Annotated in this window: 9 protein-coding genes; 6 read left to right on the top strand and 3 right to left on the bottom strand. The window is 72.1% G+C overall.

Annotated elements, in window-relative coordinates:
* The first annotated feature begins 7 nt into the window (after nt 1-7).
* Entirely contained in the window at nt 8-667 is a 660-nt protein-coding gene (locus ACH4RG_RS07015; RefSeq protein ID WP_397920313.1) for a hypothetical protein, read from the top strand.
* Nucleotides 668-824: 157 nt separating this feature from the next.
* Here the strand turns inward: ACH4RG_RS07015 and ACH4RG_RS07010 are convergent, their stop codons facing one another.
* Nucleotides 825-2,660 (bottom strand): phosphoenolpyruvate carboxykinase (GTP), encoded by a 1,836-nt coding sequence (locus tag ACH4RG_RS07010; protein WP_397920311.1) that lies wholly within the window; start codon nt 2,658-2,660, stop codon nt 825-827.
* Between the two features lie 223 nt (nt 2,661-2,883).
* Here ACH4RG_RS07010 and ACH4RG_RS07005 point away from each other — a divergent pair, with 223 nt between their 5' ends.
* Nucleotides 2,884-3,576, top strand: coding sequence for a hemolysin III family protein (locus ACH4RG_RS07005; protein ID WP_397920309.1), 693 nt, complete (start codon nt 2,884-2,886; stop codon nt 3,574-3,576).
* 94 nt (nt 3,577-3,670) lie between these two features.
* Here the strand turns inward: ACH4RG_RS07005 and ACH4RG_RS07000 are convergent, their stop codons facing one another.
* Nucleotides 3,671-4,057, bottom strand: a complete 387-nt coding sequence (locus ACH4RG_RS07000) for a nuclear transport factor 2 family protein (RefSeq protein WP_397929809.1) — start codon at nt 4,055-4,057, stop codon at nt 3,671-3,673.
* Between the two features lie 84 nt (nt 4,058-4,141).
* The gene (locus ACH4RG_RS06995; protein ID WP_398539210.1) at nt 4,142-6,163 is read right to left on the bottom strand and encodes a thioredoxin domain-containing protein; all 2,022 of its coding nucleotides are present in this window, start codon (nt 6,161-6,163) and stop codon (nt 4,142-4,144) included.
* A gap of 272 nt (nt 6,164-6,435) precedes the next feature.
* Between ACH4RG_RS06995 and ACH4RG_RS06990 the strand changes: the two genes are divergently transcribed.
* The 4 genes from ACH4RG_RS06990 (at nt 6,436) to ACH4RG_RS06975 (ending at nt 12,586) form a co-directional block, all read left to right on the top strand.
* Nucleotides 6,436-7,005 (top strand): hypothetical protein, encoded by a 570-nt coding sequence (locus tag ACH4RG_RS06990; protein ID WP_397929804.1) that lies wholly within the window; start codon nt 6,436-6,438, stop codon nt 7,003-7,005.
* Entirely contained in the window at nt 7,002-8,933 is a 1,932-nt protein-coding gene (locus ACH4RG_RS06985; RefSeq protein ID WP_397929801.1) for a transporter substrate-binding domain-containing protein, read from the top strand. Before ACH4RG_RS06990 ends, ACH4RG_RS06985 begins: the two co-directional genes overlap by 4 nt.
* A gap of 142 nt (nt 8,934-9,075) precedes the next feature.
* Nucleotides 9,076-9,207, top strand: coding sequence for a hypothetical protein (locus ACH4RG_RS06980; RefSeq protein WP_397920299.1), 132 nt, complete (start codon nt 9,076-9,078; stop codon nt 9,205-9,207).
* Between the two features lie 136 nt (nt 9,208-9,343).
* Complete coding sequence (locus ACH4RG_RS06975; RefSeq protein WP_398539209.1) at nt 9,344-12,586, top strand: tetratricopeptide repeat protein; 3,243 nt, start codon at nt 9,344-9,346, stop codon at nt 12,584-12,586.
* The last annotated feature ends 20 nt before the right edge of the window (nt 12,587-12,606 follow it).

Raw genomic sequence — 12,606 nt, 5'->3', positions numbered from 1 at the left:
CCGATCCGTGGCAGCCCGGGTCGTCGGCTATCTGGAGTCGGCCCGGAACCTGACCGGTGGCGCCGCCGCCCTCGTCGGCCTCGCCCTCACCTTCGGCGGGCTCGCGGGGGCGTACTGGCCGGTGGTGGTCGGCGGGCTGTACGGGGCGGGCGCGCTGCTCGCCCCGCCGCCCCGGCCGGCCGCTCCCGCGTTCGAGGATCCCTCGTCCCGGCTGGACGGACTGCGGGCCGACCTGGTGACCCTGCGCGCGTATCTGGACCGGGTGGACCTGCCGGCCGCCGCGACGGAACGGCTCGCCGCGCTGACCGGCCTGCTGGACGGGCTGCTGGCCCCCGGCTGGGTCTCGGAGGCCCTGGCGGAGGACCCGGAGGGCGTGCACGTGGTGGCGCGGGCGGTGCGCCGGGACGTCCCGGAGTCCGTCGACGCGTATCTGCGGACCCGGTGGTGGACGCGGCTCGCGCCGGGCGCGCGGGCTCCGGAGGATGAGCTGGAGCGGCAGGTGGCGCTGCTGCGCGGGGAGGCCCAAGGGCTGGTGGACGGGTTACGCGAGGCGGAGGAGCTGCGCCAGCGGTCCCTCACCAAGTACCTGGAGGACCGGCGCGGCGGGGGCGTGGGCGGCCTGCGGCGCACGCCTCCCGCGGAAACGGGGCGGCCCCCGGAACCGTGAGGGGGTTCCGGGGGCCGGGAGGGTGTCCTTGGTCGGGGACAGGCCCTCCGGGGCTGTCGGCGAGGACAGGCCCCGTACCGCGGCGGGTCGTTCGGCCCCACAGGTCAGGGCGGATGTCCGACGGACCCGGCCGCGGGGTTCGGTGGGAGTGCCGGGCTCAGCCCAGGCGCTTCACCAGGGCGTGGTACTCGTCCCACAGCTCCTTGGGCGTGTGGTCGCCGAAGGTGTTGAGGTGCTCGGGGACCAGGGCGGCCTCCTCGCGCCAGACCTCCTTGTCGACCGTGAGGAGGAAGTCGAGGTCGGCCTCGGAGAGGTCCAGCCCCTCGGTGTCGAGCGCGCCCTTGGCCGGCAGGATGCCGATCGGGGACTCGACGCCCTCGCCCTTGCCCTCCAGGCGCTCCACGATCCACTTCAGGACGCGGCTGTTCTCGCCGAAGCCGGGCCAGACGAACTTGCCCGCGTCGTTCTTGCGGAACCAGTTGACGTAGTAGATCTTCGGGAGCTTCGACTGGTCGGGCTTGTCGGCGCCCACCTTGACCCAGTGGTTCATGTAGTCGCCCATGTTGTAGCCGCAGAACGGCAGCATGGCGAACGGGTCGCGGCGCAGCTCGCCGACCTTGCCCTCGGCGGCGGCGGTCTTCTCGGAGGCGACGTTGGCTCCGAGGAAGACGCCGTGCTGCCAGTCGAAGGACTCGGTGACCAGCGGGACGGCGGAGGCGCGGCGACCGCCGAAGAGGATCGCGGAGATCGGCACCCCCTTGGGGTCCTCCCACTCGGGCGCGATGATCGGGCACTGTCCGGCGGGGACGGTGAAGCGGGCGTTGGGGTGAGCGGCGGGCGTGCCGGACTCGGGGGTCCAGTCGTTGCCCTTCCAGTCGGTGAGGTGCGCGGGCGGCTCCTCGGTCATGCCCTCCCACCAGACGTCGCCGTCGTCGGTGAGCGCCACGTTGGTGAAGACGGAGTTGCCCCACATGGTCTTCATGGCGTTGGCGTTGGTGTGCTCGCCGGTGCCGGGCGCGACGCCGAAGAAGCCGGCCTCCGGGTTGATCGCGTAGAGACGGCCGTCCTCGCCGAACCGCATCCAGGCGATGTCGTCGCCGATGGTCTCCACGGTCCAGCCGGGGATGGTCGGCTCCAGCATGGCGAGGTTGGTCTTGCCACAGGCCGAGGGGAACGCGGCCGCGATGTACTTGGGGGTCTCGCTCTCACCGCGCGGCGGCGTGAGCTTCAGGATGAGCATGTGCTCGGCGAGCCAGCCCTCGTCGCGGGCCATGACGGACGCGATGCGCAGGGCGTAGCACTTCTTGCCGAGCAGGGCGTTGCCGCCGTAGCCGGAGCCGTACGACCAGATCTCGCGGTCCTCGGGGAAGTGCGAGATGTACTTGGTGGTGTTGCAGGGCCACGGGACGTCCTCCTGGCCCTCCTCCAGGGGAGCGCCCAGGGTGTGGACGGCCTTCACGAAGAAGCCGTCGGTGCCCAGCTCGTCCAGGACGGCCCGGCCCATGCGGGTCATGGTGCGCATGGAGACGGCGACGTACGCGGAGTCGGTGATCTCGACGCCGATCGCGGAGAGCGGCGAGCCGACGGGCCCCATGCAGAAGGGCACGACGTACATGGTGCGGCCGCGCATGGACCCGCGGAACACACCGTCCGCACCGGTGAAGATCTCCCGCATCTCGGCGGGGTCCTTCCAGTGGTTGGTCGGGCCCGCGTCCTTCTCCTCCTTGGAGCAGATGAACGTACGGTCCTCGACGCGGGCGACATCGCTCGGGTCGGACGCGGCGTAGTACGAGTTCGGCCGCTTGATCTCGTCCAGCTTGGTGAACGTGCCCTTGGCCACGAGCTCCCCGCACAGGCGCTCGTACTCGGCTTCGGAGCCGTCGCACCAGACCACCCGGTCCGGCTGGGTGATCGCTGCGATCTCGTCGACCCAGGAGACCAGCTCCTGGTGGTGGGTGGGGACAGTGAGGGGAGCCGCGATGTCGCGCGCCACGATCGCTCCTAGTTGAGGGTGTCAGTTGTCGAGGGGCCCCGTGGGGGCTGCGACCCGGATGCTTCGTACCCTTCGAATTCCCCTGGCGCTCATCCGGTGCCGACTGCACTCATTTGATCATCCGACCGTTCCGCCCATATGTCCAGGGGGGCTCACACGTGAGCATCGCCACTCATTTGCGCCCCAAATCCACTACTTACGGTGGCGTAGGTAGCATGCGGATATGACTGACGCCGCCGCTAGCGCGCAGACCCCGGGCCCCGTCGTACTCGACCCCGTCCCCGTCAAACCGCGTATGCGCGGCTGGCTGCACGCCGGGATGTTCCCCGCGGTGCTGGTCGCCGGGGTCACCCTGATCGCCCTGACCGACAGCACGGTGGCCCGGATCGCCTGCGGCGTCTACATCCTCAGTGCCTGTCTGCTGTTCGGTGTCAGCGCGGTCTACCACCGCGGCACCTGGGGGCCGCGGGGCGAGGCGGTGCTCCGCCGCCTGGACCACGCGAACATCTTCCTGATCATCGCGGGTACCTACACCCCGCTGACGCTGCTCCTGCTCCCCGAGTCCACCGCCCGGCCCCTGCTGTGGGCGGTCTGGGCGGCCGCGGCGGCGGGCATCGCGTTCCGGGTGTTCTGGGTCGGCGCGCCGCGCTGGCTCTACACCCCGTGCTACATCGCGATGGGCTGGGCGGCGGTCTTCTTCCTGCCCGACTTCATGCGGACCGGCGGCATCGCGGTCCTGGTCCTCGTCGTGGTCGGCGGGCTGCTGTACAGCGCGGGCGGCGTGATCTACGGGATCAAGAAGCCGAACCCGTCGCCGCGCTGGTTCGGCTTCCACGAGGTCTTCCACTCGCTGACGCTTGCGGCGTTCATCGCGCACTACGTGGGCATCTCGATGGTGGCGTACCAGCACGGATGAGCACCGAGGGGTCACGGGCGGACCCGGACCCCCGAACGGGGCCGGTTCAGGAGAAGGACGGCGCCGGAGGAGAACGGCTCGGGAGGCGGACGGCTCAGGAGGCGGACGGCTCGATCTCCCCCGCGAAGACGATGACCTGGTCGATGAGGCTCCGCCGCAGATGGACGACGTCCGTTCCCGCCAGGCGGGGGCCTCCATCCGGCGTCGTGAAGACCCACTGGTACCGGGCCCACTCGTCCGGCATGTCCACCGACGAACAGCGCACCATCGTGCCGGTCCCCGCGGGGTGGCGCCGGATGTCCAGCACGAACCGCTCGACCGCCTCGATCCCCTCACTGCGGCCCAACGGCCCCCAGAAGACCACGTCCGAGGTGAGGGCCTGGGAGAGCAGCGCGGTCACGTAGCTGTCGTCCGAGGAGTTGAACGCGGAGATGAACGTGTCGATCGCGGACCGCGCGGTCTCTTCCTGCTGTTCCTGCATGCACCAGTAATACCAGTCGCCCCGCGGGCCGCGCTCGCCCCGTGAGCCGTCTCCCGGCCACGGTGAACCATTCTCGTAACAGCACTAACCGCCCAGCTTCGCCGCCAACTCGCCGGCGTCGGTCGTCGGCGCATCGCACACGAAGTGCCGGCAGACGTACGCGGTCGGCTCCCCGCCCACCGGCGGCCGGTCCACCAGCAGCGGGAACTCGGCCCCCGCTCCCGGCCCCTCCCCCACGGCGACCACCGCGCCCGGGGCCCGCCCCAGCAGCGCCGTACGGTGCAGCTCCCCGCCGACCGGCCCGGCGACGGCGACCTCGCGGGGCCCGTCCAGCAGCGCCTCCGCCACCGCGAGGCCCCAGCCGACGAACCGGGGCACGCGCGGCCCCAATGCCTTCACCACGCCGAGCGCGCCTTCTGCGGCGGTCCGATGCGCCTCCGACCCGGTGTACGCGGCGTACGAGAGCAGCGCCCCCGCCGCCGCGGTCCACCCGGACGGGGTGGCGCTGTCGGTGGGATCCTGGGGCCGGCGGATGAGCTGCTCGGCGTCGTGCGCGGTGTCGTAGAGCTGCCCGCCCTCGCCGGTGAACTGCTCCAGCACGATGTCCAGCAGGAACCCGGCGAACTCCAGCCAGGCGCCCTCCCCGGTCACCGCCGCCAGCGCGAGGAAGCCCTCGGCGACATCGCCGTAGTCCTCCAGCACTCCGGCGTTGTCGCCGGCAAGCCCGTCCCTGGACGTGCGGGCCAGCCGGGCCACCTCGCCCAGGTGCACCCGGACCAGCAGATCGGCGGCCTCGGTGGCCCGCTCCACCAGGTCGGGCCGGTCGAAGTACGCGCCGGTCTCGGCGAGCGCGGCGACGGCGAGCCCGTTCCAGGCGGCGACCACCTTGTCGTCCCGCCCCGGGCGCGGCCGCTCCACACGGGCCGCCAGCAGCCGGGCCCGTACGTCCGCGACCCGGGCGGCGTCCACGGGCCCCGCGTCCCCCGGCAGCCGGAGCACGGAGGACCCCTCCTCGAACGTCCCCTCCTCCGTCACCCCGAAGTACGCGGCGGCGAAGGCGGCGTCGTCCTCTCCCAGCGCCTCGCGGAGCTGGGCGGGCGTCCACACGTAGAAGGCGCCCTCGACGTGCTTGCCGTCGGCGTCCTCACTGTCCGCGTCCAGCGCGGAGGCGAAACCGCCCTCGGCGGTCCGCAGCTCCCGCACCATGAAGTCGGCGGTCTCCAGGGCGATCCGCCGGGCCTCGTCCGACCCGGTGGTACGCCACAGGTGGGCGTACACGCGGCAGAGCAGCGCGTTGTCGTACAGCATCTTCTCGAAGTGCGGCACCACCCACTCCCGGTCCACGCAGTAGCGCGCGAAGCCCCCGCCGAGCTGGTCGTAGATCCCGCCCCGGGCCATCGCCGAACAGGTGTCGGCGGCCATCTGAAGCGCCCCCTCCGAACCGGTACGGGCGTAGTGCCGCAGCAGGAACTCCACGGCCATGGACGGCGGGAACTTGGGCGCGCCCCCGAACCCGCCGTGCTGTTCGTCGTACTCACGGGTCAGCCCGAGCAGCGCCTGCGCGGTCTCCTGCTCCCCCGGCGCCCCGTCGCCACCGTGCGCCAGCGAACGCCCCGCCAGATCCGCGACGATGCGCCCGGCGACCTCGGCGACCTCCTCGCGCCGGTCGGTCCAGGCGGCCGCCACGCCTTCCAGGACCTGCTGGAAGGAGGGCGAGCCGTGCCGGGCCTCGGGCGGGAAGTAGGTTCCGAAGTAGAAGGGTTCGGCGTCCGGTGTGAGGAAGACGGTCATCGGCCACCCGCCGTGCCCGGTGGCCGCCTGGACGGCCTCCATGTAGACGGCGTCGACGTCGGGCCGCTCCTCCCGGTCGACCTTCACCGGCACGAAGTGCGCGTTGAGGTAGGCGGCGACGGTCTCGTCCTCGAAGGACTCGTGGGCCATGACGTGACACCAGTGGCAGCTGGCGTACCCGACGCTGAGCAGCACGGGCACATCCCGCTCTCTGGCCGTCTCGAACGCCTCGGGCGACCAGGGCCACCAGTCGACGGGATTGTCGGCGTGCTGGCGGAGGTACGGGGAGGTGGTCTGCGCAAGTCGGTTGGCCATGCACCCCATCCTCGCGCACCCTCCCCCACGACGGCCGTGCGCCACGGGGCGGGACGCGAACGGGCGGGGGGAGGGGCGGGCGTCCTTCGCCAGTCAGACGCCCTTCCCCAGTCAGACGCCCTTCCCCAGTCAGGCGTCCCGGCGGCACCGCGACAGTAGGCTGCCCCCGGCACGGGTCGGACGATGGTCAGCGCGGACAGGAGGCGGGAACCGCGTGGTCGGAGAGGTGTGAGTACCTCCGACTACCGGCTCCGGCGAGTCCACCGCCACCGGTGACGGCTCCCCCGCCCGATGCCGAGCCGCCGTGGGCCCGGATCTCGCGCACCCTTCCCCGCGGCGCCCGCGCGCCGACGGGGCGGGGACGTGACCCTCTGTCCGGGATATCGGGCCGGGGCACCTGCGGCGTTTGCCACTGCGGACACCGTGCCGTGGCGGAGAATGAGCACGCATCGTCACAAGGAGGATGCACCGGAGACTGGGGGTATCAGGTGCGGTTGGAAGTGCGGGTCTCGCCCGCGGGGGAACTTCGTTCCCTGCAGGGCTGGTTGCGGTCTGACCCCGAGTTACGCGGTTCCGCCGCGGTCGACGTGCGGCCGAGCACGCCGCGACCGGGGGAGATGGGGTCGGCGCTGGATGTGCTCCAGCTGGCGACGGAGAACGGGTGGAGCGCGGCGTCGTTCGCGTTGGCCCTGGTCGCTTGGCGGCGGACCCGGCCGCAGCGGCCGAGGGTGGAGATTCGCCGCGGGGACACCGTCATCGCCCTCACCGACGGTTCCGCTGAGGAGGTCGAGAGGGTGATCCGGGCTCTCGACGCCGATCGTGACGAGGGCGGCGTCCAGTGAGCGTGCTGCCCGATCCGGGGGCGTCGCGAGCGGTCCTGGTGGGGACGAGTCGCTATCAGCACCTTGAGCAACTGCCGGCCGTCTCGAACAATCTGCGCGCCCTCGCAGCGCTTCTGTCGGGCCCGCTGTCCCTGCGTCTGCCGCCGCAACACGTGACCGTCGTCGAGAATCCCGCAGCCGCGCACACCGTGGTCAGCGAGGTGAGACGGGCCGCCGCCGAAGCCACCGACACCCTGATCGTCTACTTCGCCGGCCATGGGCTGATCGACCCGCAGGAGACGCTCAGCCTGGCCCTGCCGCACACCGAGCCGGACCGCGTCGAGACCGGCCTGCCCTATGACTGGCTTCGCCAGGTCCTCCTGCTGAACTCCCGCGCCGAACGCCACGTCGTGATCCTGGACTGCTGCTACAGCGGCCTGGCCCTGGGGCGGATGAACGCGTCGCCCGGTCTTGCCGACCAGGCCGCCGTGGAGGGCAGCTTCCTCCTCGCGGCAGCCGCCGAGACCCGCACCGCCCTGGCGCCGGTCGGGGACACCTACACCGCCTTCACCGGCAGCCTGCTCGACACGCTGAACCGTGGCGTCCCCGGCGGGCCCGACCTGCTCGATCTGGGGACCGTCTACCGGCACCTGCGTCTGACGCTGGGTGCCCGGGGGCATCCCGTTCCGCAGGCCAGGGACCGCAACAGCGGTGCCCAGGTGGCGCTCGGCCCCAATCACGCGGCTCGTCCCGTTCACGCGGATCCGCTCGATCACACGGTTCCGACCGATACCACCGTTCCGACCGGCCCCAGCGTTCCGACCGATCGGACGATTCGCCCCGACCACGGGGTCCGGACCGACAGGAAAAGCCCCGGCGGGAAAGACGGGGGCAGGAGAAGCAGAGGCCCGAAAGGCGGAGGCGTGAAAGGCGGGGTCGGGAAAGACGGGGTCGGGAAAGGCTTCGGACGGCGCGGCACGCTGATCGGCGCATCCGGCCTCGCCGCCCTCGCCCTCCTCGTCGGCGGCGGCCGACTCATCTGGAATCACAACGCGGAGCCGGACCGCACAACCTCCGTGGAAGCGTACGGGATCGAGCACTCGCCGATCCTCGAGAGAGCCCTGGCACGGAATGAGAAGAATATCGTCATCGGGGTCAAGGAGGACCAGCCAGGGCTGAGCGAGACCGACCCCGACGGCGGAAACGCCAGAGGTTTCGAGATCGACCTGGCCAGGTACCTGCTCAGAGAGATCGGCTTTCGAGGGAAGATCTCTTTCGAGCGACTGGTGAGCAACGACCGCGAGAACGCCCTGAACAACGATGAAGTCGATCTGGTCATCGCCTCCTACAGCAAGACCGTCAAACGAGAAAAGGACGTCGCCTTCTCCGCCCCCTACTACAAAACAGGCCAGTCTTTGCTCATGCGCAAGTCGAAGGTGACCGAAGGGGAGGTGCAGACCTGGGACAACGGGGTCGCAAGATCCGAAGCCATCGTCGACATGAAGATCAAATCCCTCACAGACCTTCCGGACCACACGGATTCATGCACCGTGGAGTCCACTTCGCTGGACTTCATGGAGGAAGACCCGAAGTACAAGAAGAAATTCGACATCCATGGCAAGGAATCAAGCTACAAGGACTGCATCAAGGGTCTGCTCGCCGAAGGCGCCCGTGGCAGCTACGAGGTGGTCAGCACCGACGAGGTCATCCTGGCCGGACTGGCCTACAAGTACGGCGAAGGAAAGCTGATCCGGCCGATTCGCGCCTTCACCCAAGAACGCTATGCCGTGGGAATGAAGAAGGGCGACCCAGCCCTTCAGTACCTGCTGTGCGAGGCCATCAAGAAATCGATCACCACAAAGACCTGGGAGAAGTACTACGACAAGCATCTCAAAAAGATCATGCTGGGCAGGCCGGCGAACCCTCCGGACAGACCCGACTGCTCATGAACCCGCCGACCAGGGCGTCCCGGCACCCTGGCGATCCGGGTGACCGGCTCCGACCAACTACGAGGACACCCCGTCCCCGGGGGCGAACGGGCAGGTGGCACGGGGTGGGCGCGCAGGAGTGCGGAGGTGGAGCCGGCCGGAGGTGGGCGGTGCCACCGTGCGGGCACCCCGGCCCCGGCCGCCGCGCGCGGTCGACGGCCTCCCGGAGCGGGCGCGCGGCCCGGTCATCGCGCTCGCGACCCGGCTCGACGCCCTGTCCGGCCCCGCGGCTTGACTCTCCCCTTGCCCTGCGCCCCTCGCGCCGGGGCGCTCCACGCAGGACACTTGACCCCGACGCTCGGTATCTGACGCTTGGTATCCGACGCTCCGGAACCCGAGGTCCGGAGCGCGGCACTCGGAGGGGGACACATATGCGGGACAGCCATCGGGCGGAAGCCGAGAGGCTGTTGGTACGCGCCGTGGAGGAGGAGACGCGGCGCACCGGCGGACGGACCGACGCCGGCGCGCTGATGTCGCGGGCGCGGGCCGCCCTCGACACCATGGCCGCCAGCGCGGGCGAGGAGTACGCCGCGTACACGCGGGCGCTGGACTCGGTGGCGGCGGGAGAGCGCCCCCTCTCGGAGCGCTTCAGCAGAGCGACGCTCGGAACGCCACTGCTGGTGACGGGAGTTGCGGCCGCCGCAGCGTTCGGCGCGGATCTGGCGCTCGGCGCGAACACCGGCCTGGCGCTGGGCGCGGGCGCGGCCGTCGCGGTGGCCGGCACGGCGACGACCGTGGCGAAGGCGACCGCCTCGCACTGGCCGGCCGCCCACCGCCGCGCCGGAGCGGCCGGACAGCCGGGCGGGGCCGAGCAGTTGCGTCTCCAGTGGCTCACCGCCCTGGAGGTACGGGGCATCCGCCCGTACCTGGACCAGCAGCGCATGCTGGCCCCCGCCGCGCGCACCCCGAAGAGGCAGACCGCCCCGGCGGGGCGGCAGTTGCGCGGCGGGGACCGCAGTGCCGCGGCCCGTACCCGGGTGGTACTGGAGCAGTCCTTCGGGCATCTGCCGAAGGCGGAGGGGCCGTTCACCGGGCGGCGGGCCGAGCTGGCGCAGATCGCCCAGTGGGTGCACGCGGCCCGCGCCTCGACGCTGACCCGGCCGACGGTCGTCGTGCTGCACGGTGCGCCGGGGGCGGGGCGTACGGCGCTCGCGGTGCGGGCCGCCCATGCGCTCAAGGACCAGTTCCGGGGGGCGTGCGTGGTCGATCTGCGCGGCCAGGTCGCCGGGGAGAGCCCGCTGCCGACCCGGGACGCCCTGTTGCACCTGCTGAACCGGCTGGGCGCGCCGCGCGAGCAGCTGCTGTTCAGGGAAGGCGCTTCGGCCGAGCAGCAGGTGCGGCGGCTCTCCGAGCTGTACGACCAGCACCTCACGGGGACGCCGGTCACGATCGTGCTCGACGACGCAACGGACGCCGGGCAGGTCCGCACCCTGGTGCCGGAGCGCTCGGACAGTCTGGTGATCGTCACCGCCAGGGAGCCGCTGGAGCTGCCCGAGGACCTGCCGGCGTGGGTGCACCACCTGCCGGTCGGCCCGCTGGACGCGGCGGGCGCGGAGGAGCTGCTGCGCGAGGTCGCCGAGGAGGCGGAGACCGGGCCGTACGACTACCCGTCCACGGACGCCGTCGTGGAGCTGTGCGGCGGGCTGGCGCTGGCGCTGCGGGTGGCCGGTTCCGCGCTGGGGGCGCGCAGTCGGCACACGCTGGCGGAGGACTTGGGGGCGGCAGGACCGCCCCCCGGGGTGTCCGGGCCCGTGGACCCGGTGGAGCGGGCCCTGTGGCTGCGCTACACGGACCAGGGCGAGCAGGCCCGGCGGCTGCTGCGGCGGCTCGCGCTGGCGGGCCGGGCGAGCCTGGGGGCGGCAGCGGCGGCGGCGCTGCTCGCGACGGACGAGCAGGAGGCGGAGCGGCTGCTCACCGTGCTGACCCGGGCGGGGCTGCTCACCCGCGTACGGGGGTCGCGCTACCGGCTGCACGATCTGGTGCGGGCCTTCGCGCTGGCCCGGCTGCTGGACGAGGAGGAGCCGGCCGAGCGGACGGCGGCGCAGGAGCGGCTGCTGACGAACTACGCGGAGCTGGCCGACGCGGTGATCCGGATGGTCGACGGGAAGATGTCGACGCGGGCCGGGCAGTTCGGCTCCCACGGCTTCGGTTCGCTGGACTCGGCGCTGCGCTGGCTGGACGACGAGTCGAGCTTCATCACGGCGGCGCTGCGGCACGCGGAGGGCGTCGACCAGGCGACGTTGCTGCATCTGCTGGGCGCCCTGTGCGACTACTGCCTGCTCCGCGGCGACCTGTACCGCCTGGGCGAGATCCGCGAGCTGACGCAGGCCGTGGACCAGGGGCTGCTGGAGCGGTCGGTGCAGTGGCGTACGGGGATCGCGGCCCGGCAGCTCGGCGAGCTGGACAAGGCCCGCACCACGCTGTCCTCCGTCGTCGGGCTGTACCACGAGGCGCAGAACGACGCGGGCGAGGCGCTGGCGCTCTGCTCGCTGGGCATCACCCTGCACCACCAGGGCAATCTGACCGAGGCGGCGGCCCGGCTCGGCGAGGCGTTGGCGCTCCAGTCGTCCGGCGCGCAGGCCGAGGACCGCGCCTGGACCCTGCACGCCCTGGCGGCCGTGGAGCGCGACCGGGGTGCTCTGGCGCGGGCGCTGACCCTGCTGGCGGACGCGCTGCGGCTGCACCGGGAGGGCGAGTCGCTGCACGGTGAGGCCTGGACGCAGTTCCAGCTGGGGCAGGTGCGGCTGCGGACGGGCGAGGTGGCCCCGGCCGAGGAGGCGCTGAACACGGCCCTGGAGCTGTACGGGCGCACCCGCGACGGGCGCGGCGAGGCGTGGGCGCTCACCCAGCTGGCCCGGGCCCGGCTGCTGGACGGCGATCCGGGGGCCGCCCTGGAGCAGTTGCGCGAGGCGCTGGACCGGCACCGGGACAACGAGGACGCGCGGGGCGAGGCCTGGACCCTGTACTACCTGGGGCAGGCGCTGGAGGACAAGGGGGACACCGCTCAGGCGGTACGTGAACTGGAGCGGTCCCGCACGATGTTCTCGCGGATGCGGGACGTGTACGGGCTGGCTTGCGCCCGTCACCATTCGGGCCGGGTGACCCGGGACCAGCGGGCCGCGCAGACGGGCAACCTGCGCAACTCGGGATTCGCCCGGCAGTTGCTGATGGACGCGCGGGCCGATTTCCGGCGGATCAAGGTGCCGTACGGGGAGGCGTGGGCGTGCGTGGAGCTGGCGTTGATCGACGCGGGCAACGGGCGTGCGCCGCAGGCGCTGGAGCTGTGCGGTGAGGCGGCGGAGCTGTTCGCCTCGTACGGGGACGCGCGGGGCGGCGACTGGGCCCGGTTCCTGCGCTGCACCCTGCTGCCGTACGCCTCGCCCGGCGGCATCGAGGTGGGCACGGTGGTGGCGCAGCAGGAGCTGGCCGAGCTGATCGAGGGCGGGCACCCGGCGCGGGACGGCAAGCTGGAGCAGTCGGCGGCGGCGTTCGCGGTGGCTCTGGAGCGGGGCGTGGACCTGGAGGACGGCTGGCAGGCGTGGCGGCTCGGACTGACCCCGACCCGCGACGCCGGCCAGATCATGGGCGTCACGGTGGAGCCGGCCCGGCCTTGACCGACACGCCCGTCGCGACA

Source organism: Streptomyces sp. NPDC021019 (genome assembly GCF_044333295.1).
In the GTDB taxonomy this organism is placed as follows: Bacteria; Actinomycetota; Actinomycetes; order Streptomycetales; family Streptomycetaceae; genus Streptomyces.
Note: the sequence above shows the minus strand (reverse complement) of the source record. Positions and strands in the feature narration are given on the sequence as shown.

Coding starts and splice junctions, on each gene's coding strand:
- ACH4RG_RS07005 (WP_397920309.1), top strand. CDS start 2,884: ATGACTGACGCCGCCGCTAGCGCGCAGACCCCGGGCCCCGTCGTACTC.
- ACH4RG_RS07000 (WP_397929809.1), bottom strand. CDS start 4,057: ATGCAGGAACAGCAGGAAGAGACCGCGCGGTCCGCGATCGACACGTTC.
- ACH4RG_RS06995 (WP_398539210.1), bottom strand. CDS start 6,163: ATGGCCAACCGACTTGCGCAGACCACCTCCCCGTACCTCCGCCAGCAC.
- ACH4RG_RS06975 (WP_398539209.1), top strand. CDS start 9,344: ATGCGGGACAGCCATCGGGCGGAAGCCGAGAGGCTGTTGGTACGCGCC.